Origin of the sequence: Arthrobacter sp. NPDC057009, from assembly GCF_042673905.1 — a bacterium.
Lineage (GTDB): Bacteria > Actinomycetota > Actinomycetes > Actinomycetales > Micrococcaceae > Arthrobacter.
Genome location: NZ_JBHUSB010000031.1, coordinates 13847 through 33882, shown reverse-complemented (window position 1 = coordinate 33882; position 20036 = coordinate 13847). Strand labels below are relative to the sequence as shown.

The 20036-nt window shown below is 64.8% G+C and carries 21 protein-coding genes; 12 read left to right on the top strand and 9 right to left on the bottom strand.

Annotation, left to right across the window (positions count from 1 at the left end; genetic code table 11):
* Together ACFTR6_RS20925 and ACFTR6_RS20920 are read left to right on the top strand one after the other, a co-directional pair.
* Positions 1 to 832, top strand: an 832-nt coding sequence (locus tag ACFTR6_RS20925; RefSeq protein WP_377959330.1) for an FG-GAP repeat domain-containing protein, incomplete at its 5' end; no start/stop codon positions are given.
* A gap of 79 nt (positions 833 to 911) precedes the next feature.
* A complete protein-coding gene (locus tag ACFTR6_RS20920; RefSeq protein ID WP_377959329.1) occupies positions 912 to 1544 on the top strand; it encodes a hypothetical protein in 633 nt (210 codons plus the stop codon).
* Positions 1545 to 1605: 61 nt separating this feature from the next.
* Here the strand turns inward: ACFTR6_RS20920 and ACFTR6_RS20915 are convergent, their stop codons facing one another.
* Positions 1606 to 2517 carry a LysR family transcriptional regulator gene (locus tag ACFTR6_RS20915; RefSeq protein ID WP_377959328.1) on the bottom strand — a complete coding sequence of 304 codons (912 nt, stop codon included), beginning with the start codon at positions 2515 to 2517 and terminating at the stop codon, positions 1606 to 1608.
* A 220-nt stretch (positions 2518 to 2737) separates the two neighbouring features.
* Here ACFTR6_RS20915 and ACFTR6_RS20910 point away from each other — a divergent pair, with 220 nt between their 5' ends.
* From ACFTR6_RS20910 to ACFTR6_RS20890, 5 genes are read left to right on the top strand one after another with little or no spacing between them, the layout of a single operon-like run.
* Entirely contained in the window at positions 2738 to 3511 is a 774-nt protein-coding gene (locus ACFTR6_RS20910) for an amino acid ABC transporter ATP-binding protein (protein ID WP_377959327.1), read from the top strand.
* Positions 3512 to 3516: 5 nt separating this feature from the next.
* Entirely contained in the window at positions 3517 to 4152 is a 636-nt protein-coding gene (locus ACFTR6_RS20905; RefSeq protein WP_377959326.1) for an amino acid ABC transporter permease, read from the top strand.
* The gene (locus ACFTR6_RS20900; RefSeq protein ID WP_377959325.1) at positions 4152 to 4805 is read left to right on the top strand and encodes an amino acid ABC transporter permease; all 654 of its coding nucleotides are present in this window, start codon (positions 4152 to 4154) and stop codon (positions 4803 to 4805) included. Before ACFTR6_RS20905 ends, ACFTR6_RS20900 begins: the two co-directional genes overlap by 1 nt.
* 29 nt (positions 4806 to 4834) lie before the next feature.
* The gene (locus tag ACFTR6_RS20895; RefSeq protein ID WP_083706233.1) at positions 4835 to 5701 is read left to right on the top strand and encodes an ABC transporter substrate-binding protein; all 867 of its coding nucleotides are present in this window, start codon (positions 4835 to 4837) and stop codon (positions 5699 to 5701) included.
* A 34-nt stretch (positions 5702 to 5735) separates the two neighbouring features.
* Positions 5736 to 6473 (top strand): SDR family NAD(P)-dependent oxidoreductase, encoded by a 738-nt coding sequence (locus tag ACFTR6_RS20890; RefSeq protein ID WP_377959324.1) that lies wholly within the window; start codon positions 5736 to 5738, stop codon positions 6471 to 6473.
* 102 nt (positions 6474 to 6575) lie between these two features.
* Here the strand turns inward: ACFTR6_RS20890 and ACFTR6_RS20885 are convergent, their stop codons facing one another.
* Entirely contained in the window at positions 6576 to 7514 is a 939-nt protein-coding gene (locus ACFTR6_RS20885; RefSeq protein WP_377959323.1) for a LysR family transcriptional regulator, read from the bottom strand.
* Positions 7515 to 7652: 138 nt separating this feature from the next.
* On the opposite strand from ACFTR6_RS20885, the gene ACFTR6_RS20880 reads away from it, so the two are divergent.
* The 5 genes from ACFTR6_RS20880 to ACFTR6_RS20860 all read left to right on the top strand — a co-directional run bounded on the left by ACFTR6_RS20880 (position 7653) and on the right by ACFTR6_RS20860 (position 13043).
* Positions 7653 to 9029 (top strand): MFS transporter, encoded by a 1377-nt coding sequence (locus tag ACFTR6_RS20880; protein WP_377959322.1) that lies wholly within the window; start codon positions 7653 to 7655, stop codon positions 9027 to 9029.
* Between the two features lie 21 nt (positions 9030 to 9050).
* Entirely contained in the window at positions 9051 to 9770 is a 720-nt protein-coding gene (locus tag ACFTR6_RS20875; RefSeq protein WP_076798805.1) for an SDR family NAD(P)-dependent oxidoreductase, read from the top strand.
* Positions 9771 to 9819: 49 nt separating this feature from the next.
* Positions 9820 to 11118: a flavin-containing monooxygenase gene (locus tag ACFTR6_RS20870; protein ID WP_377959321.1), complete on the top strand. Its 1299-nt coding sequence runs from the start codon at positions 9820 to 9822 to the stop codon at positions 11116 to 11118.
* A 62-nt stretch (positions 11119 to 11180) separates the two neighbouring features.
* On the top strand, positions 11181 to 12863 hold the full coding sequence (locus ACFTR6_RS20865) for a thiamine pyrophosphate-dependent enzyme (protein ID WP_377959320.1): 1683 nt from the start codon (positions 11181 to 11183) through the stop codon (positions 12861 to 12863).
* 27 nt (positions 12864 to 12890) lie between these two features.
* Positions 12891 to 13043, top strand: a complete 153-nt coding sequence (locus ACFTR6_RS20860) for a hypothetical protein (RefSeq protein ID WP_377959319.1) — start codon at positions 12891 to 12893, stop codon at positions 13041 to 13043.
* Between the two features lie 3 nt (positions 13044 to 13046).
* On the opposite strand, the gene ACFTR6_RS20855 is transcribed toward ACFTR6_RS20860, so the two are convergent.
* The 7 genes from ACFTR6_RS20855 to ACFTR6_RS20825 all read right to left on the bottom strand — a co-directional run bounded on the left by ACFTR6_RS20855 (position 13047) and on the right by ACFTR6_RS20825 (position 19989).
* Positions 13047 to 14477: a sugar porter family MFS transporter gene (locus ACFTR6_RS20855; protein WP_377959318.1), complete on the bottom strand. Its 1431-nt coding sequence runs from the start codon at positions 14475 to 14477 to the stop codon at positions 13047 to 13049.
* A gap of 180 nt (positions 14478 to 14657) precedes the next feature.
* Positions 14658 to 14969, bottom strand: coding sequence for a GntR family transcriptional regulator (locus tag ACFTR6_RS20850; protein WP_377959317.1), 312 nt, complete (start codon positions 14967 to 14969; stop codon positions 14658 to 14660).
* Entirely contained in the window at positions 14959 to 15894 is a 936-nt protein-coding gene (locus ACFTR6_RS20845) for a sugar phosphate isomerase/epimerase family protein (protein ID WP_377959316.1), read from the bottom strand. The genes ACFTR6_RS20850 and ACFTR6_RS20845 overlap by 11 nt, the downstream gene beginning before the upstream one ends.
* Before the next feature lie 36 nt (positions 15895 to 15930).
* Positions 15931 to 17115, bottom strand: a complete 1185-nt coding sequence (locus ACFTR6_RS20840; protein ID WP_377959315.1) for a Gfo/Idh/MocA family protein — start codon at positions 17113 to 17115, stop codon at positions 15931 to 15933.
* A gap of 23 nt (positions 17116 to 17138) precedes the next feature.
* Positions 17139 to 17909 (bottom strand): ATP-binding cassette domain-containing protein, encoded by a 771-nt coding sequence (locus ACFTR6_RS20835; protein ID WP_377959314.1) that lies wholly within the window; start codon positions 17907 to 17909, stop codon positions 17139 to 17141.
* A complete protein-coding gene (locus tag ACFTR6_RS20830) occupies positions 17906 to 19003 on the bottom strand; it encodes an ABC transporter permease (protein ID WP_377959313.1) in 1098 nt (365 codons plus the stop codon). The genes ACFTR6_RS20835 and ACFTR6_RS20830 overlap by 4 nt, the downstream gene beginning before the upstream one ends.
* The gene (locus ACFTR6_RS20825) at positions 19000 to 19989 is read right to left on the bottom strand and encodes a sugar ABC transporter substrate-binding protein (protein WP_377959312.1); all 990 of its coding nucleotides are present in this window, start codon (positions 19987 to 19989) and stop codon (positions 19000 to 19002) included. Before ACFTR6_RS20825 ends, ACFTR6_RS20830 begins: the two co-directional genes overlap by 4 nt.
* Between the last annotated feature and the right edge of the window lie 47 nt (positions 19990 to 20036).

The following is a 20036-nucleotide window of genomic DNA, read 5'->3' as shown; positions in this document are numbered from 1 at the left end:
GGGCACCGCCAACAGCGGCCTGCTGCTGCTCGCCGACGTCAACGCCACCAGCCGCTACTGGCACTACTACGACCCCACCGGCGGCGCCGGCGGCGCTATCAGTCCGTCCATCCGCAGCGCGGCGGACGTCGTCGCGTCCGGTCCCGACGGAGTGCTGTGGAACTACCCGGCCACTGGCCGGGGTGGGTTCCAGGCCCGGCAGAAGATCGGCGTCGGCTGGTCCGCCCTGAACAAGGGGTTGGTGACGGACTGGAACAGCGACGGCGTCTTCGACCTCATCGCACAGTGGAAGAACGGCCGGCTGAGCCTCTACCCCGGAAGGCCCGGCGGCGGATTCGCCGCCGCCCGGTCCATCGGCACTGGCTGGGGCGGGTACCACGTCACCGTCGGCCGCTGGCGCACAAACGACAGGTATCCGGGAATCCTCGCGTACGACGCCGGAGGGACCCTCTGGTACTACGGCAACAGCACCGGATCATTGCTGTCGCCCCGGATCACAACCGGGACCGGGTGGGGCGGCCTGTACCTCACCATGACCGACTTCGATCAGGACGGGGAGCAGGACCTGCTGGCCAAGCGCAGCGACGGGAGGATGCTGCTGTATCGCTCCACCGGAACCGGAGGCTTCGTCTCAGAAGCAAGGCCCACGGTAGGCACCGGCTGGAACAGTATCAACAGCATCACCGCAGTCGACGGTTTCACCACAGGTGGTCACGGACTCATGAGCCGGCTCAGCGACGGCCGCCTCGCCCGCTACCCCTTCAGCAAAGGTACTTGGGCTGCCCGCACCATCGTCGGCTCCGGCTGGGGTAACTACAACATCTTCCGCTAGAACCAGCAGGGCGGGGACGGTCACCGGCCCCGGCGGCACTGACGCCGTCGGGGTCCGTCAATTGAATCTAAGGGGAGAAATGAATACTTCTCGGATCGCCGCCGGAACTGCCGTCTTGGCGCTGTTGCTCACTGCGTGCTCCGGCCCGGCGCCCCAGGCGGCACCCACAGCCTCAGTTGCCCCGGCATCGACGCCTAGCGCAACACCGACCCCGGCTCCGGCCGCTACCGGTACCGGTACTGAGAACGAACGCGGCCAGCTGGTCACGAAGATCGGTGAAGAGGCCATACTCGTTACCGACGGCTACGACGCCCCTCCCACCCTTACCTTCAAGGTGACGTCCATAAAGCCGATCAAATGCGACGCGCCCAACGCGCCCCGGCCAACTGGGACTGCCATCGCGGTGGCCCTGGAAATCGTTGCCTCCCCAAGGTTCTCGGGACCGCTGAAAGTGGATGGCCAGTCAGGGATGATCAGCTTCGGCCCGCACTACTGGAAGGGCTACGCCTCCGACGGCACCCGGATGACTACCGTTCAATCCGCCGTCGAGCATGGCTGCCTTGCCGACAAAACAAAGCTTTTGCCCCGCTATTTCGGCAAAGGCGAAAGGCTGACCGGTCTGGTCATCCTTGACGTGACGACGCCGGCTGGCGAAGTTTCGTTCGTCCCGAACGGCATAGGGGGCTGGGTCTGGAAGTACCCCGCAACATAATCAGCGACCCGGGTCGTACGTTTGAATTTCTATGCGGGGTCGAATGCGCGCTGGGGCGTCGTCACGACGGCTGGTATTCGCGGTGGAGCATGCGCATGTGTTCCTCGGCCAGTTTGATCATGGCCTGGGTGGCCGGGGAGAGGCTGGCGGGGTCCCGGCTGATGATGGCGAAGGTTTCGATGAGAGGTGGGTCGAGGCTGACCCAGTTGAGTTTTTTCGTGTAGCCGAGGGCTTCGGCGACTGGAACGGAGACCACTGTGCCGGCCGTGCCGCTGGCAGCCACCGATAGGGCGGCGGAGCCCGTTTCGACTTCGATGTCGGGCGTGAACGGAATGCCGAGGGTTTGGGCCCGCTCGCTGAGTTGGCGCCGTGTGGGGTCGTTCTGCGCCCATCCCGAGTCAGGGAGCACGAGCGGGCGCTGCAGCAGCCCTTCGATGGTGACCGGTTCGGTTAAGGCCGGCTTGGTGTGGAAGTAGGCTGCTTCACAGGACCACAGGACGTCACTGATGGTGAGCCCGCGGGCGTCGATCGGCAATGCGACAACACCGGCTTCAAGCCGCCCGGCCCGGACCTGGTCAGCGACTTGGGCGGAATTCCAGCCCACTACCCGCACATGGATATTCGGGTGCAGTGTTCGGAAGGCCGGGATTAGCCCGGACAGGACGTATTGGCCGCTGTTGAACATTCCGAATGCGACGGTGCCTTCTTCGCGGTCCCGGATTCCGGTGACCGACTCCATGGCTGCCTCGTAGTCGCGTGCGACTTTACGGGCGTGGGGCAGGAATCGCTGGCCGGCTTCGGTTAGCGTAAGTCCCTGCTTGGCGCGGGTGAAGAGGGCGACGCCGAGGCCCTGCTCAAGTTTCCGAATCTGCTCGGACAGTGTTGGCTGGGAAACCCCCAACTCTTCGGCGGCCTGCGTCAAAGACCCCGCAGCAGTCGCTGCCAGGAAGTAGTTGACCTGAAGGATGGTCACCAATGGCCCCTTTCATTGCGTGCTGCCAGTCTATAGGCGTCCTCTCTGCATGGCATAGACGCGACCTATAGGTAACCGAGCCCCAAGCGTCATCAGAGCAATTTAGGCCGCAAACTTGCGTCAAGTCCCTTGTAATCTAAAGGTGAACTTGGTTACATCTTCTCTATCCCCAGAAAAAACCTATGGATAGCCGGGAGGCCATGTCCTGGAAACCGCAACAGTGCCCGCCACGTCACCGCCCAATTTGGGTGCCGTGCAGGTGGCGGGGCTCCACAAGTCCTATGGCAAGCACACTGTGCTTACCGACGTAAACCTGCAGATGACCGAAGGCGAGGTGGTCTCAATCATCGGCCCCTCAGGGGCCGGCAAGAGCACCTTCCTTCGTTGCCTGAACTATCTGGAAGTCCCGACGGCGGGAACGATCACCATCGGCGGAACAACAGTGGACGCAAGTGCCAAGCGCCCGGACCGTGCCAGTCTGGACAGGCTCCGGCGGGTCACGGGAATGGTCTTCCAGGGATTCAACCTGTTTCCCCACCTGACCGTGATGGAGAACATCACCCTTCCCCAGATGAAGGTCCTGGGCCGCAACCGCGAAGAGGCCCGCGCCGTCGCCGACTCACTGCTGGCCAGGGTAGGCCTGACAGCCAAGGGCGACCAGCACCCCTCCCGCCTTTCAGGCGGGCAGCAGCAGCGCATTGCCATTGCCCGCGCCCTGGCCCTGACTCCCAAAGTAATGCTGTTCGATGAGCCCACCTCCGCGCTTGACCCGGAGCTGGGACTGGAGGTCCTCGCCGTCATGCGCGACCTCGCCGACGAAGGCATGACCATGATCGTCGTCACCCACGAAATGCAGTTCGCCCGGGACGTCTCAGACCGGGTGATGGTCATGGCCGACGGACGGGTACTGGAGCTCGGGCCAAGCCAACAGGTGATGACCGCCCCTACGCACGAACGAACAAAGAAGTTCCTTCGCGCCGTACTGGACCGGTGATCGGCATGCTCACGCAGATCGCCTCCGGCATCGGCCTCACCGCCTACATCACGCTGGCTTCCCTGGGCATCGGCGGCGTGGCCGCCTTGCCGCTGGTCGCCGCCCGCCGCTCCACCTGGCTCCCCCTCCGGGCCGCAGCAACCGTCTACATTGACGTCGTCCGGTCCATTCCGCCCATCACTTGGCTGTTCCTCATCTACTTCGGGCTTCCCCAGTACGCCCTCCGGCTGGACTCTGTAACCGCCTCCATCCTGGGCTTCTCCGTGATCGCTTCGGCCTACATGGCAGAGACCTACCGGTCCGGCCTGCTCGGCATTCGCCGTGGCCAGTGGGAAGCCGCCACAGCCTTGGGCATGGGCTTCTTCGCCACCGCTCGAAGCATCATCACCCCGCAGGCCTTCCGGGTTACACTCCCGGCAGTCGCCGCCTACGCCATCGCCCTGCTCAAGGACTCGGCTTTGGCCTCCACCATCGGCGTCCACGAAATCACCTACCAGGCCGGAGCGGCGTCACGCGCCACCTACGAGGGCCTGCTCGCCTTCTGCATTGCCGGAGCTCTCTACATCGCCATGAGCGCGCCCCTGGCCCTCGCCGCCCGCCGGGTGGACCGCACCCTTCGCCAGAAAGTGGAGGTGGCCTGATGACCATTCTTGACCAATGGATCGCATGGCTTCCCGCCCTGTCCCCCGGACTCGGCGTCAGCCTGAGCCTGACTGGCCTCTGCCTTCTGCTCGGCATGCCTTTTGGCCTGCTGCTGGCACTGGCCGTTGAAAGCAAGGCCACGCCCCTGCGCATCGCAGCCCTGGTTTTGGTTGAAATCGGCCGGGGCGCCCCCGCCCTGGTGCTGCTGTACCTGCTGTACTTCGGACTGCCCGAAAACGGCATCACGCTCCCGGCCTTCGCCACAGCGGTGGTCTCCCTGTCCTGGACCACCGGAGCGTACTCCAGCGAACTGTTCCGTTCCGGGCTCGCCTCGGTGCCCAAGGGGCAGCGTGAAGCCGCAATGACCTCGGGGCTGCACGGCTGGACCGGATTCCGCTACATCATCCTCCCCCAGGCCATCCGGATATCCACACCACCGCTTGCCAGCCTGGCCGTCACCATCTTCCAGACCAGTTCACTGGCCTTCGTCATTGCCGTGCCCGAGCTGATGTCAAAGGCCTACGCACTCGGCTCGATCACCTTCGAATACCTCAGTATTTTCTGCTTCACCTCCGTGCTGTACGGCTCGATCACCCTGATCGCCCTCGCATTCGTCCGGCTCGGCGAACGCCGCCTCAACCGCTACCTCTAACCCCACAGCCCCAACAAGAAGGACCCACCGTGAAGACATCCCCCGCATGGATCCGCAGGACCGCTCCCCTCAGCGCAGCAGCCGGCCTGCTCGCACTCGCCCTCTCAGGCTGCAGCCCCACCGCAGGTGCCGCCGTCGACCCCTCCTGCACACCGAAGCACCAGTTCAGCACCATCACCAAGGGCACGCTGACGGTATCCACGTATGATTTCGCCCCGCACATGAAACTCGACGGCACCAAGCTCTCAGGCGTCGAAGGAGACCTCCTCAATGAGATTGCCAAGAGGGAATGCCTCACCGTGACCGTCGAAGCCTCCGGGGGCGCCGGCGCCGCCATCCCGGCCGTGCAGGCCAGCCGGTCTGACCTGGCCGCCGGCGACTGGTGGCGCACCAAGGCCAGGGCAAAGCTTGTGGCCCTGAGCAACCCTGTCTATCTCGACCAGGGAGCCCTGGTATCGGTCGCCGGCTACAAGACAGTCGCGGAACTCGACGGGAAGAAGATCGGCTCCGTGTCAGGAAACCTCTGGAACGACGAGTTCGCCCAGGTCTTTGGCGACAAGTTCTCCGTCTACCAGGACCCGGAAGCCGTCTTCAACGACCTCGCTGCAGGCCGCATTGACGCCGTCATCGACAGCGTCGGCGCCACCACAGCCCGCTTCGAAGCCAACCCCATCAAAGACGCGAAGATCGTCCCGCTCCAGCCCGATTCCCGTATCCCCGTGACGGCACACCCGGGCCAGCTGAACTGGCCCACCAAGCTGGACAACACCGAACTCACCAAAGCCCTCAACGAAAACATTGAGGAGCTGCGCAAGGACGGAACCATCGCCGAACTGCTGAAGAAGTACGGCATGGACCCCAGCGCCGCCGAAGTCGGCGAACCGAACATGCTCTAAACCAGAACCCCGCACAAGATTAAGGAACAGCCTAATGACTGAACTCACGGAACGGGTCGCGCTCGTTACAGGAGGTGCCCGGGGACAGGGCGCCGCACACGCAGAAGCTCTCGCCTCGTCGGGGCTTCGGGTGGTGATAGCCGACGTCCTGGACGAGGCCGGCGAAAAGACAGCGGCCGCTCTGGCGGAGAAGGGCCACGCCGTACGTTACATCCACCTTGACGTCACTGACGAGGCGGCCTGGGCGGCCGCCGTCGAAAACATCGAAAAGCACGACGGCGGACTGGACACCCTGGTCAATAACGCCGGCATCATCCGGGTCACCCCGTTGAACGAGCTGAGCCTGGCCGAGTGGGACCTGGTGCAGAAGGTAAACACCAGCTCTGTGCTGCTCGGCATGAAAGCCGCATTCCCCGCCATCGCCCGGCGCGGCGGGGGCACGATCATCAATGTCGCCTCCACCGCCGCCCACCGCGGCGCGGAAGCGTACGGCGCCTACTCCGCGTCAAAGGCGGCTGTCCTGGCCCTCACCCGCGCAGCTGCCTTGGAATACGCACCGCACAACATCAGGGTCAACTCGATCAGCCCCGGCGGCGTTGAAACACCCATGAACGATGACGAACCCGCCGGCGGCACTTCCTCCAGCACCCCGCTTGGCCGCCGGGCACGGCCGGAAGAAATCTCGCCGCTGGTGGTGTACCTGGCCACAGACGCGTCCTCCTTTGTCACCGGGGCGGACTTCCTGATCGACGGCGGGGTGACCGTACGGTGACGGCCGTCCGGCAGTTTCACCAGAACGCCAAAGCGGCATGACACCCAGGCCCCGGCCCGGCAATCCCGGCCGGCGCCTGGTTGCCGGCAGGACCGGCCGCCGTTACCGGCCCTTCTGTTCCCCGGGCCTGCTGTTCTGCAGAAGCGAAATATGCCGGTGCGCATGCTTAATGAACTCGCGGGTTGCGGGCGACAATGAGCCGTTGGTCCGGGTGATGAAGGCAAAGTGCTCGTGGAAGGCCGGCTCGAGCGGGACATACCCGAGCCCGTGCTGCTGGAGCATGGATTTGGCCACGTGATAGGACACCAGCGAGTCCCCTACGCCCTGGGCCGCCAGCTCCACGGCGTGCGTTTGGAACTCCACCTCGGCGATGGGATCCAGCGTGACCCCTGCATGCTGGGCGCGTTCGGTCACGGACAGCCGCAGGGGATCCGAATCGGACCACCGCGCCTCCGACAGGATCAGGGGCGCTGTCGCCAGCTTTTCGATCGACATGGGACCTTGCAGGCGTCCCGGGTCGGCGCTGACGTAGACCACCTCGTCGCGAAGCACCGGAGGCCCGACCGAAAGACCCCTGTCGTCCACCGGAAGCTGCACGAGTCCGGCTTCGAGCTCGCCGGAGCGGACGGCGTCCGCGACTTCAGAGGAGTTCAGGCCCACCACACGGATCTTGACCAGCGGATACTGCTCGTGGAAGTCGCGGATCAGGCCTGTCAGCAGGTAGAGGTGTGCGCTGTTGAAGGTGCCGAAAGACACCGTGCCGCCCTGCAGGGTGCGCACTTCGCGGACCAGGTCTGCCAGGCTGTCCACCTCTGCGAGCGCCCGCTGGGCGCTCGGCAGGAGCAGCCGCGCGGCTTCGGTGAGTTGCAGCTCCCTGTTGGTGCGGGTGAACAGCTTCACGCCGAGGCTCTGTTCCAGCCGGCGGATCTGCTCGGAGAGGCTCGGCTGGGCGATGTGCTCGGTCTCCGCGGCCGCCGACAACGTCTTGTGCTTAGCGGCGGAGAGAAAGTAGCGAAGCTGCTGCAGCGTCAGATTAGACATAGGCATTTCCTTGAGGAAGGGTCGTGAATTGAGTCTACACCTCGGGCAAAAGCGTACGTACTGTTGATTTCACAGCCGGTGACGGCAATCACATACCCAGCCGACTCCGGCTTATTTTCCACTGACTTAGGACCATTCATGACTGCGATTACTGCTCCGTCCGGGCATCTCATCGACGACGGGCCGCTCACCAGGTACCACCGCCGGCTCATCGCCGCCTGTTCGGGTGGCCCCTTCCTCGACGGTTACCTGCTCAGCATCGTGGGCGTGGCCCTGGCCGGTGCCAGCGCCGAACTCGGCCTCGGGTCGGCCGAACTTGGCCTTGCCGGAGCGGCATCGCTGGTGGGCCTGTTCCTTGGAAGCCTGCTGCTGGGCCCGATCACGGACCGCATCGGCCGCAAGATGATGTACACCGTGGACCTGCTGGCGATGGTCGTTGCTTCGGCCGCCTGCCTGTTCATCAGTGACGGTTTCCAGCTCATCCTCCTCCGCTTTGTCGTCGGCCTCGCTGTCGGCGCCGACTACCCCATCGCCACCGCGCTCCTGACCGAATGGATGCCCAAGAGGCGCCGGGGCGCCATTATCGGATGGCTTTCAACCATCTGGCTTGTAGGGGCAATCGTCGCCTACCTCGTAGGCTTCCTGCTCTCCACAGTGTTCGGACCCGAGTCCTGGCGCTGGATGCTCGCCAGCGGCGCCGTGTTCGGCCTCATCGTGATGCTCCTGCGTTTCGGCGCCCACGAGTCCCCGCGCTGGCTGGTCGCCAAGGGCCGGTTCGACGAAGCCCGCGATGCCCTCTCCAAAGCGCTCGAACGCAACGTCACCATCGAGGAAGTGCACGCCCTCGTCAGGACGGATGAACCCGAGTCCAAGGCAGGCTTCGGTTCACTGCTCAAGGCCCCCTTCCTTAAACGAATCCTGTTCTGTGGCCTGACCTGGATGTGCATCGCACTCCCGCAATTCGCCCTCTTCACCTACGGGCCCATCATCCTGGCCCAGTTCGGCCTGGCCCACGGCGGCGCCGAAGAAACCCTCGGCCAGATTGTCCTGAATCTGGGTTTCCTCATCGGCACCCTCCCGGCCCTCCGGTGGGTTGAGACCCTTGGCCGCCGTCCCCTGATGATCTGGACATTCGTGGCAGCAGCAGTCTTCCTGCTCCCGCTCGGGCTGTGGCCGGAAGGACCCAGCTGGTTCGTGATGGTGTTCTTCTTCCTGTTCACCCTGGCCAGCGGCGCCGGAACCATCCTCGTCTTCATCTACCCCAACGAGCTGTTCCCCACCAGCGTCCGCGCGTCCGCCGTCGGGCTCGCCACCGCTATCAGCCGCATTGGTGCAGCCATCGGCACCTACATGGTCCCCCTGTCGCTCAGCGGTCTGGGCACCGGCCCCACCATGATGATCGGCGTCGGGCTGACCCTCCTGGGCCTGGCCATCAGCATCGCCTGGGCCGAAGAGACCCGCAACAAGTCCCTCACCTCACTGACCACCAAAATCCTGACGACGGTCAAGGGTTAAGAAATCCAAGGAACAGTCACCATGAACAAGACATCCCCGCGCGTCGCCCTCGTCACCGGAGCCGGCAGCGGCATGGGCCGCAGCACCGCCGAAGCCTTCCTCAACGAAGGCTGGCACGTGATCGCCGTCGACGTTACCGCCCCCGAATTCAACGGCCACTCCGCCCATGTCACACCCGTGATCGCCGACGTACGGGACCGCGCTTCGCTCGAGGAAAAGCTCGACGACGTCCTCCCGGACTTGGGCGGCGCGATCCACGCCGTCGCCAACATCGCCGGCGTCTACCCGCCGTCCACCTTGGACACCTACACCGAAGAGCTTTACCGCCTGGTCTTCGACGTCAACGTCCTGGGCATCCTCAACGTCATGGCAGCCGCCAAGCGGTCCATGCCTGAAGGGTCCGCAATCGTGAACTTCGCCTCCGTGGACGGCTACCACGTCTCCCCCGGCCAGCTGGTCTACGGAGCTTCCAAGGCCGCCGTCATCATGATCACCAAGGCCACCGCACTGGAACTCGCGGACCGCAAGATCCGCGTCAACGCCATCGCCCCGGGCTGGGTGGACACCCCCGGAAACCGCGCCACCGGTCGCATGGAAGCCGCCGCCGCCTCCATCCCGGTAGGCCGGGTCGCGCAGCCGGAAGAAATTGCCCGCTGGGCCTGGCTCCTCACCGGCAGCGACGCGGCCGGCTTCATGACCGGCGAGACCGTCACCCTCTCCGGCGGCGATGTCATCCGCTAAGCCGCGGCCACTTTCCACCCTGCAAACTTCTACCTGAACGGAATTCACCATGACCCGCTACTGCATCATCGGCGCCGGCGCCGCAGGCATCTCAGCACTCCAGCAACTGCGCCAGGCCGGCTACGACGTCGACTGCTTCGAAAAGAGCGGCCGCGTTGGCGGCCACTGGCACACCGACTACGAGGCGCTGCACCTCATTACCGCCCGGGACATGACCCACTTCGAAGACTTCCCGATGCCGGCGCACTACCCGCACTTCCCGCGCCGGGACCAGGTCCGCGACTACATCGAGTCCTACGCCCACCACCACGGCCTCTACGACATCATCCAGTTCAACACCGAGGTGCTCTCCGTCACCCCCGTCCCCACAGAAGGGCCCGTCGGTTCAGCAGGGTGGACCGTCACCACCTCCAACGGCTCGAACGTCTACGACGGCGTCATCGTCGCCAACGGACACCTCTGGGACAAGAAAGTTCCCCGGTTCCCCGGCGAATTCACCGGAAAGCAGCTCCACTCCAGCGAGTACAACAACGTCAAAGACATCGACGGCAACCGCGTCCTGGTGGTCGGAGCTGGCAACTCCGGCTGCGACCTCGCCGTGGACGTCGCCCAGCACCGCCTCGAGGCAGACATCGTCATCCGCGAAGGGACCTACTTCCAGCCCAAAGCCTACTTCGGCAAACCCCGCCAGGAACTGGACTTCCTCAAGCAATTCGCTCCGGACGAAGTAGACCTCATCAGCCGCCTCCTGGCCCGGGTATCCATCGGCGAATGGAGCGACTACCCCGGCATGCCCGAACCCAAGCACCGCACCTTGGCCGAAGGCAGCACCGTCGTCAACAGTCTCCTGCCGTATTGGGTTCAGCACGGCCGCGTCGGCATCGTTCCGGGCATCGAACGCTTCGAGGGCAAGACCGTCCACTTCACGGACGGCACGGCCCGGGAATACGACACGATCCTCTGGGCCACCGGCTTCCACTCGAGCGTCCCCTTCCTTGACGCCAACCTGGTCCCCCGCCGGAAGGGTGCGCCCATCCGTTACGGCGCAGGGATCATCCCCGAAGGACTGGAAAAGCTGTACTACGTGGGCATGATTGCGCCCCGTGGCCCGCAGATCCCCGTTTACGGCATGCAAACCAAACTCGTCGCCAGGATGATCGGCCTGCACGAGAACGCCGGCGAGCACGGCGCCAATATTGGCGCCTATATCTCCGGACTGCAGGACTCCGAAGACCGCATCGATATCGTCCGCGCCATCTGGGAGGACCAAATGAAGGACACTGAACGGCTCCTGGCCGCCTTCGCGGCCGCCCATTCCGCCGCCGTTCCGGCGGCTTCAAACGCCTAAGCCGCCAACCGCCGTCGTACGTCATCCAGCCCCAGCCAGACAGAAAGAGCTCCCCGATCACCATGACAGCGCAGTTGACGGATACGGAAACCGCTCAAACCGCCGACGCTCCCACCACCAAGTCTGCCGGCCACGTCATTGTCGATTCGCTCGTGGCCCACGGCGTGAAGCGGAGCTACGTGGTTCCCGGGGAGAGCTTCCTCGATGTCCTGGACGGGCTGCACGGCTCGCCGATCCAGACGGTCGTGTGCCGCCATGAAGGCGGCGCGGCGTACATGGCCGAGGCGGACGGGAAGATGAACCAGGTGCCCGGCGTCGCGATGGTCACGCGCGGGCCGGGTGCCGCCAACGCCCACATCGGGTTGCACACAGCCTGGCAGGATTCGACGCCGATGGTCCTGTTCGTGGGCCTCATCCCGTTCGGGCACAGGGACCGGGAAGCGTTCCAGGAGTTCGATATCAAGGCCTGGTTCGATACTGGCGCCAAGCGGGTCATGGTCCTCGACCATCCGGAGCGGGCGTCCGAGATCGTGGCGGAAGCGATGTTCGCGGCCATGAGCGGACGTCCCGGTCCTGTGGTGGTGGGCCTGCCCGAGGACATCATCCGCCAGCAGATCGAGCCCGCCCTGCACCCCACCATTCCGGTGGCGACGGGCGGGATGACCAGCTTTGATGCCAAGGCTGTGGCGGCGGCCCTGATGTACTCCTCCAAACCCCTGTTCGTCACCGGAGGCAATGACTGGTCCCAGGCCGCAGCGGACCAGCTGACCGCATGGCTGGAAAAGCACCACATCCCCGCGGCTGCCGAATGGCGCACCCAGGGAACCGTTCCCTTCGACTCACCCTCCTACGTGGGGCCAATCGGCTACGGCCGCCCGCGCCCCACGTACGACCTTCTGGAAGAAACAGATTTGCTCGTCTTCGTTGGCACCGTTCCCGGGGACGTCATCACCGACGGTTTCGTGTGCCGGCAGGACTGGAACAAGAAGAACTTCCTGGTCACCATCGATCCGGCCCTCCGTGGCCGCTCAGGCCCCGTCTCCTGGCAGATCGTGGCCAAACCCGACGTATTCGTCCGCGACCTCGTGGAAATCGAACTGCCCTTCCGCGAAGACTGGAAAGTGTGGACGCACCGGATGCGGGGCGAGCAAATCGCATTCGCATCGCTCCCCTCTTCAGAGCCACGCCCGGGCCCAGCCCGGATGGACACCCTCATGGCCCACCTGGTTCCAGGCCTTCCCGAGGACGCGATGGTGACCTTCGGAGCCGGCGAACACACCAACTGGGCACACCGGTATTTCCCCACCCGACGCTACGCCTCCATGCTCAGTGCAAGGAATGGCTCCATGGGCTACTCCATCCCCGCAGCGATCGCCGCATCCCTGGCTCATCCTGGCCGCAGGATAGTCACCGTTGCCGGCGACGGCGAATTCCTGATGAACGGCCAGGAACTGGCCACCGCGGCGCAATACGGAGCCACTCCCCTGGTTATCGTCATGGACAACCAGGAATACGGCACCATCCGCACGCACCAGGAACGCCACTATCCGGGCCGCGTCTCTGGAACCCAACTTCGGAACCCTGACTTCGCGATGATGGCTTGCGCGTTCGGCGGATTCGGCATCCGCGTCGAAGAGGACAAGGACGTCCCTGCAGCACTGCAAGCGGCACTCAACGCCATCGAGAAAAACCACGTTTTCGCCCTGATCCATCTCGTGGTGGAACAGCGCGTCAAGGCCTACTAGCATCGTTCACCGCCCAAGGAGTCCCCCATGAAATCCCGAACCGCCCTGCTGGACCGCAAGCCTTTACTGGCTGCCTCTTCGCCTGCACGCCTCCGTTCGCTCGTCGTCATCAACGCGGTACCGATGGGTCCGGACTGCGAAGAGGACTGTCCCTTCTGCCAAGGTCCCGAAACCGACTGACCCTCAGGCCCTTCGCACCACGTAGATGGCCCCGGTGGAGATGTCCTCTTCGAGTTCCTCGAGGGAGCGTCCATGGGTCTCGGGGACCTGGGTTGCGATGAAGATGATGGCCAGCACCCCGACCCCCGCGAAGAGGAAGAAGGTGGTGGAGATCCCAAGAGCGGTGACGACGGAGGGAAAGTAGAGACTGACGACGGCGTTGGCGATCCAGAGGAAGAACACTGCGATGCCCATGCCGAAGGTGCGGATTTTCAGCGGGAAGATTTCGGAGAGTGTTACCCATACCGCGATATTGAGGAAGGTCTGCATGGAGCCAACAAAGCCCACGACAAGGAGCAGGATCACCCAGGGCCGGTAACCGGCATCCGCCGGGATGGCGAACGAACATGTGCCAATGAGCAGGTGCATCGTGGTTGTCAGGATGAAGCCGGTCAGAAGGAGCTTGCGGCGTGCAATACGCCCCATCATGGCCAGTCCGGCGATGCTTCCGACGACGGAGATGACGCCGGGGGCGATGTTGGCCACGAGCGCTCCGCTTGCGTCAAAGCCGGACTGCGTGAGGACAGTTTGGCCGTAGTACATGATCGAATTGATGCCCGTCAGCTGCTGTGCGACGGCCAGCCCGATGCCGATGAGGATGATTCGCAGGATCCATGGGTTCCGCAGGGCACCGATTCCGTCGCCCTCGGTGTTTTTCTCCTCTTCGGTGAGCTGGCGGACCTCCGCGAGTTCAGCTTCGGCGCGGGATTCCGGCCGTACCTGCTTGAGGACGGCGAGCGCTTCAGCCTCCCGTCCCTTGGACAAGAGCCAGCGCGGACTTTCAGGTACGCCCAACATGCCGATGAAGAGGGCGGCAGCAGGAAGTGCCGCAACCGAGAGCATGATGCGCCAAACACCCTCATGCTGGCCCCAAAGGCTGCCGATAATGGCATTCGCAATGAAGGCGGCCAGTGCCCCCACCACGATCATGAGTTCATTCCTGCCGGCCAGCGTGCTCCTTTGTTCGGCCGGCGCGATTTCCGCGAGGAACACGGGAACCACAACCGACGCTCCGCCCACGGCCAGGCCGAGAATAAACCGTGCGACGGCCATCACCTCGAAATTTGGCGAGAACACGCAGGCCAGCGTTCCGGCAAAGAACATCATCGCCAGTGCAAGGATCGTGATTCGGCGGCCCAGGACGTCCGCGAGACGGCCACCTGACACGGCCCCGATCGCTGCCCCGACAAGCAGGGAACTTGTCACCACCCCCTCGGTGAACGAGCTGAGCCCCAGCTCCGCCTTCATGGGCTCCAAGGCGCCGTTGATGACACCGGTGTCGTACCCGAACAGAAGCCCGCCCAGGGTGGCGATAACGGTGACAAGGCCCAGGCGCTTCGTATGTAAGCCAGAAGCGGGCGCCGGCCGCGCCGGTGAGATCTGCGTGTCTAGCATGAGACTCCTTTGTCGTCGCCCGGCATCTACAGCGCTCTAGATAGAACGGACCTGACAGGCTGTTAATGGGGACGAGGGTGAATAACAGAATAACCAAAAACTTTGCCGGGACGTGACCTCGGCCACGTGCCCAGGGGGCTAAGGGGCTGTGCCACCGCCGTGTTGCAGCGCTTTTTACCGCTACCGGATGAAGGTGCCTGCCTGGCGCCGGCGGGTGAGCAGGCCCTTTCGTTCCAGGTAGGTCCATGCGCTGCGCACGGTGGCGACGGCGAGGTTCAGCTCCCTGGCCATGTCGGAGTCCGGCAGCAGTTTTGTTCCGTGGCTGATGGTTCCATCCGCGACTGCGCGTTCCAGGCTCTGGGCGAGTTGGTAGCAAAGGGGTTCCGGACCGCTGCGTTTCAGCTGCAGCAGTTGTGAGTAGGGTGCTCCCGCCCCGGGCGCCCCCATGCTGAGGGCACCCGAGGCAGCGTTGCCGGTGTTGTCAGCGCGCATCAGCAGCGGCCGGCGCGGGTTCGGCGAACCGGAGGCTGTGGACTCCGCAGCCCCCGAGGTAGTTGCGGGTCCGCTGGGCGATGGGCAGGGGCGCGTCGGGCGGGCAGGGGAACATGTCCTGTTCGACGATGGCGAAGACGTCCACTCCGCGTTTGGCGACGGCTTCGAGCAGCGGCGGGAATTCCGGCACGCCGAGGGGCGGTTCGGTCATGGCGCCGAGGGTTACGGCTTCGCTGAAGGAGAGGTTCTCGGCCTGGACCCTGGCGACGATCTCGGGGTTGACCTGCTTGAGGTGCAGGTAGCCGATGCGTTCGGGGTGGCGGTTGATGATGGCGAGGTTGTCTCCCCCGCAGTAGGAGACGTGGCCGGTGTCCAGGCAGAGGTTCACGTATTCCGGGTTGGTGTTCTCCAGAAACCGGATGATGTTCTCCTCGGTGTCCACGTGGCTGTCCGCGTGCGGGTGGTACTGGAGGTGAACCCCGTATTCCTCGAACATTGCCTTGCCGAGCCGGTCCGCGCCGGAGGTTTTCGCTGCCCACTGTTCGGCGGTCAGCTCGCCGGGCTCAAGTTCTTCACCCGTGAACAGGTCGCGCCACATTTCGGGAAGGACGACGACGTGTTCCCCGCCGAGCGCGGCTGTGAGGGCGGCGACGTCGGTCACCTGGTTCCACACGGCGTCCCAGGAGCCGGGCTGGTGGAGCCGTTCCGAGACAGTGCCGGCGGAGAGCCGCAGACCGCGGGATCCGAGTTCGTCCTTCAGCTGGGCCGGATCGGTGGGCAGGTATCCGTAGGGGCCCAGTTCGATCCACTGGTAGCCTGCGGCGGCGACTTCGTCGAGGAAGCGGGTATAGGGGACCTGGTTGGGGTTGTCCGGGTACCAGACGCCCCAGGAGTCGGGGGCGGTTCCGACGCGGATGGTGGCCATAGGGGTGTTCTCCTGTCTAAAAGTTCGAGGTCCGGATTAGGCCGGCTGGGGGTGGTTGATGTCCGCGGTGGTGTTGGTTTCGGCTGCTTCCAGGGCTGCGCCGACGACGCCCATCATGGCCAGTGCGGTGTTGAAGTTGGTGTCCATGGTGCGGTTGTCACGGACACAGCGGAGGAATTCCTGGATTTCGGCGACGAAGGCTTCGGCGTAGCCGGTGCCGACTCCGGCGCCGGGCATGGCGGCGACGTCGTTGAAGTAGGGGTGTTCGGGTCCGGTGAAGATCCGGCGGGGGCCGTTGACGGCCGCGGCGGCGGTGCCGTTCTGGAAGAGGTGGAACTCGCCGGCGCTGATCGAATCGAAGAGCGCGTGCCCTTCGGACCCGAACACTTCCACGCCCAGTGAGTTGGGGATGCCGCTGGCGATGCGGCTGAGGCTGATCTGGCCAACGGCGCCGCCGTCGAATTCGACGGTGACCAGGGCGACGTCGTCATTGGTGACGGGACCGCGTTCACTGGTGGTGGCTCCGCCGTGGCCGATCGCACCGGCTGCGGGCTTGGGGCGTTCGGTGATGACGGTGCGCAGCGTGGAGTTCAGGACCCGGCTGACGGGCCCGACGACGAACTGGGCGGCGTCGATGGCATGGGCTCCGATGTCCAGGAGGGCTCCGCCGCCGGACTGTTCCTGGGAGTAGCGCCAGGACAGGGCGCCGGAGGGGTCAGCGGCGTAGTCTGCGTTGTACCAGGCACGGACGGTGTGGATCTGGCCGACGGCGCCGTTCTCCACGGCCTGGGCGAGGGCGGCCAGGCCGGGCAGGCGGCGGAAGGAGAACCCGACGCCGGTGACGGCGGTGGAGGCCTGGGCGAGGTCGGCGAGCCAGGCTGCTTCCTCACGGGTGCGGCCGATGGGCTTCTCGGCGAAGAGGTGTTTGCCGGAGGCGATGACCTTGGGCAGGATCTGGGCGTGCAGGTGGTTGGGCAGGGCGACGCTGACGGCGTCGATCTCCGGGCTGGCCAGGAACGCATCGATGTCGGCGACGGCGTTGGCGAAGCCGTAGCGCTTGGCGACGGACTGGGCGAGTTCGAGGTTGGGGTCGGCGATGGTGTGCAGCTGGACGTCGACGTCGGCGAGGTCGCGGGCCATCATGGCGTTGCGGTAGCCGAAGGCGTGGGCCTGGCCGGCCATGCCGGCGCCGATGATGCCAATGCGGAGGGTGGTAGTCATTGTGTTCGTCTTCTCTTTCTGGCCTAGCGGCCGATGCTGTGGAGTTCGTGCTGGAGGGCTTCGAGTTCGGCGCCGCCGGACATCTGCTGGGCGAGGTCGGCGATGGTGATCTGGTCTTTGGAGTAGTCCCCGATCGTCCGGCCGCGCTGGAGCAGGACGAAGTGGTCGCTCACCGGGTAGGCGTGGTTGGGGTTGTGGGTGATGAAGATGACCCCCAGGCCGCGGTCCCGGGCCTGGACGATGTACTTCAGGACAACGCCGGACTGCTTGACGCCCAGCGCGGCGGTGGGTTCGTCCAGGATCAGCACCCGCGCCCCGAAGTACACTGCCCGGGCGATGGCCACGCACTGGCGTTCGCCGCCGGACATGGTGCCGATCGCCTGCTCGGGGTCGCGGATGGTGATGCCCATCTTGGCCAGTTCCTCGACCACGATGTCCTTGCTCTTGCGGGGTGTGAGGAAGCCTCGGCGGGTGGGCTCGGATCCGAGGAAGAAGTTCCGCCAGATCGGCATGAGCGGTGAGAGTGCGAGGTCCTGGTAGACGGTGGCGATGCCGCGCTGCAGGGCGTCCCGGGGTGAAGCGAACCGCACCTCGGCGCCGTCGACCATGAACTGGCCGCTGTCCGGGGCATGTACGCCGGAGAGGGTCTTGATGAAGGTCGACTTGCCGGCGCCGTTGTCGCCGAGCACCGCGGTGACTTCGCCGGCGCGGACGGCGCAAGTGACGTCCTGGAGGGCGCGTACGTGGCCGAAGTTTTTGCTGATGTTGCGGACTTCGAGAATGGGGGTTGTCATGATCCCACCGCCTGTGACTTCTTCTTGAGGTAGAGGTTGATGAAGACAGCGACCAGGAGGATGGCGCCGAGGAAGAACTTGAACAGTTCGCTGGGGAACCCGGCCAGGGGCATGCCCTGCTGGACCATGCCGAAGATCAGGGCGCCGATGGATGCGCCGAGGATGGAGCCGGCGCCGCCGGTGAGGAGGCACCCGCCGATGACGGCGGCGATGATGAAGTTGAATTCGGCGCCGATGCCGGTGGTTACGGTCGCTGAGGAATAGCGGACGACGGTGAGCTGGCCGACGAGCCAGGCTGCCGCGGCGGTGCCCATGAAGAGTCCGATGCGGACCTTGGCGACCGGGACGCCGACGGCCAGTGCGCCGGTGGCGTTTCCGCCGACGGCGGCGATCCAGTTGCCGATCTTGGTGCGGGTGAGGAGCACAATGCCGACGATGGTCAGCGCGATCCACCAGATGAGTGAAACCTGGAAGCCGCCGACGGAGGAGCCGAAGAGGGCCTTGGCGCTGTCGAAGCCGTTGTACTCCGAGATCCCGGAGACTGTGACCTGCTTGGTGAGGTTGGTGGTGACGGCGTAGTTCAGGCCCCAGAGCATGAACATGGTGCCCAGGGTGATGATGAAGCTGGGGAGCTTGGTCTTCTGCACCAGGAAGCCGTTGAAGAAGCCGATAGCGAGGGCGAAGACCAGCGAGGCGAGCATCCCGTACCAGATGTTGGTGTTCAGCTGCGTCGTGACCAGGGCTGTGACCAGTGCTGTGGAGCCGGTCATCACGCCGGTTGAGAGGTCGAATTCTCCGCCGATCATGAGCAGTGCCACGGCAACTGCCATGATACCGAGGGTCGCTGCGGGGTCCAGGAAGTTGCCGATTCCGGCCTGGCTTGCGAAGGCCGGGGAGATAATGGCGAAACCGGCAAAGACGACGACGGCCGCGAAGGCGGAGCCGAATTCAGGGGACATGAAGATCCGCCTGAATCGGCTGACGGTCAACTGCCGGTCGTCGGCGTCGTGCGATGCCTTCGAGGGCGCGGGTTGGGGCGCGTCCGCGCTGGTCAGGGGCGTGCTGTGTGCGTTGAGGTTTTGTGCCATTGTCATCGCGTTCCCTTGCTGACGAGGTCGGTGACGGTGTCTACGTTGTCCTTCGTGATGAAGGCCGGGCCGGTCAGTACCGGCTGGCCGCCGCCGACGGTGTTGGCATTGTCGTGGTTGAGTACCAGGAACGCGATCGGGAGATAGCCCTGCAGGTACTGCTGCTGGTCCACCGTGAACAGGATGTCCCCGGCCTTGACGGAGTTCAGCACATCGCTGCTGATGTCGAAGGTGCCAAGCTTTGCGGCGCTTCCGGCGTCCTTCATGCCGGCCAGCGCTGCTGTGGCCACCGACGGCTCCAGGGCCAGGATCGAGTCGAAGGACTTGTCACCCAGCAGCTTGGACTTCACCGTGGCCTGGATGCCCTGCGGGTTGTTCAGGTCTACCTGGAGCTTTTCGATCTGGCCGCCGAAAGCCTTGGCGGCACCTTCGCAACGCTGCTCGAGGCCGATGTTGCCGGCCTCGTGGATGATGCAGAGCCCCTTCTTGCCCCCGGCCTCGGCGAGCTTCTGCCCGGCTCCGGTACCGGCCGCCGTCTCCGTCTGCCCCACGTGCTCCAAGGCACCGAGCTTGGCCGCGACCTCGGCGCCGGAGTTGATCGTGACAATGGGAACGTTTTTGGACTTGGCCTCCCCCAAGGCAGATCCCAGGGCGTCGGGGTTGGCCAGGGAGACGACAACGCCATTGGGGTTCTTTGCCAAGGCCGCCTGAAGAAGCGTTGCCTGCTTGGAGCCTTCCACGTCTCCCGTAATACTGACGTTGACACCATATTGTGCGGCCGCGTCCTCGGCGCCACGCTTGACGACATTCCAGAAAGAACCGTCCGGGTTGCCATGAATAACGACGGCGTAGGACAGGTCGCGCTTGGCGCCGCCGGCCGCGGCGTTCGCCGCACTGCCGGTCTCAGTTGCCTTGCCGCCGGTGCCGCAGGCGCTCAGCCCTAATGCGAGTGTGGCCACACCAACAGCTGCCACAGACTTCCAACTCTTCATCGAGTTCCTCGTTTCAAATAACGGCCGATGTGGACGGCCGAACAGCG

What these genes read in the sequence shown, in the direction of transcription:
- ACFTR6_RS20875 (WP_076798805.1), top strand. Translation starts at nt 9,051, where the DNA reads ATGAACAAGACATCCCCGCGCGTCGCCCTCGTCACCGGAGCCGGCAGC.
- ACFTR6_RS20865 (WP_377959320.1), top strand. Translation starts at nt 11,181, where the DNA reads ATGACAGCGCAGTTGACGGATACGGAAACCGCTCAAACCGCCGACGCT.
- ACFTR6_RS20890 (WP_377959324.1), top strand. Translation starts at nt 5,736, where the DNA reads ATGACTGAACTCACGGAACGGGTCGCGCTCGTTACAGGAGGTGCCCGG.
- ACFTR6_RS20840 (WP_377959315.1), bottom strand. Translation starts at nt 17,115, where the DNA reads ATGACTACCACCCTCCGCATTGGCATCATCGGCGCCGGCATGGCCGGC.
- ACFTR6_RS20825 (WP_377959312.1), bottom strand. Translation starts at nt 19,989, where the DNA reads ATGAAGAGTTGGAAGTCTGTGGCAGCTGTTGGTGTGGCCACACTCGCA.
- ACFTR6_RS20885 (WP_377959323.1), bottom strand. Translation starts at nt 7,514, where the DNA reads ATGTCTAATCTGACGCTGCAGCAGCTTCGCTACTTTCTCTCCGCCGCT.
- ACFTR6_RS20870 (WP_377959321.1), top strand. Translation starts at nt 9,820, where the DNA reads ATGACCCGCTACTGCATCATCGGCGCCGGCGCCGCAGGCATCTCAGCA.
- ACFTR6_RS20845 (WP_377959316.1), bottom strand. Translation starts at nt 15,894, where the DNA reads ATGGCCACCATCCGCGTCGGAACCGCCCCCGACTCCTGGGGCGTCTGG.
- ACFTR6_RS20920 (WP_377959329.1), top strand. Translation starts at nt 912, where the DNA reads ATGAATACTTCTCGGATCGCCGCCGGAACTGCCGTCTTGGCGCTGTTG.
- ACFTR6_RS20830 (WP_377959313.1), bottom strand. Translation starts at nt 19,003, where the DNA reads ATGACAATGGCACAAAACCTCAACGCACACAGCACGCCCCTGACCAGC.
- ACFTR6_RS20855 (WP_377959318.1), bottom strand. Translation starts at nt 14,477, where the DNA reads ATGCTAGACACGCAGATCTCACCGGCGCGGCCGGCGCCCGCTTCTGGC.
- ACFTR6_RS20905 (WP_377959326.1), top strand. Translation starts at nt 3,517, where the DNA reads ATGCTCACGCAGATCGCCTCCGGCATCGGCCTCACCGCCTACATCACG.
- ACFTR6_RS20880 (WP_377959322.1), top strand. Translation starts at nt 7,653, where the DNA reads ATGACTGCGATTACTGCTCCGTCCGGGCATCTCATCGACGACGGGCCG.
- ACFTR6_RS20850 (WP_377959317.1), bottom strand. Translation starts at nt 14,969, where the DNA reads ATGCGCGCTGACAACACCGGCAACGCTGCCTCGGGTGCCCTCAGCATG.
- ACFTR6_RS20835 (WP_377959314.1), bottom strand. Translation starts at nt 17,909, where the DNA reads ATGACAACCCCCATTCTCGAAGTCCGCAACATCAGCAAAAACTTCGGC.
- ACFTR6_RS20860 (WP_377959319.1), top strand. Translation starts at nt 12,891, where the DNA reads ATGAAATCCCGAACCGCCCTGCTGGACCGCAAGCCTTTACTGGCTGCC.
- ACFTR6_RS20900 (WP_377959325.1), top strand. Translation starts at nt 4,152, where the DNA reads ATGACCATTCTTGACCAATGGATCGCATGGCTTCCCGCCCTGTCCCCC.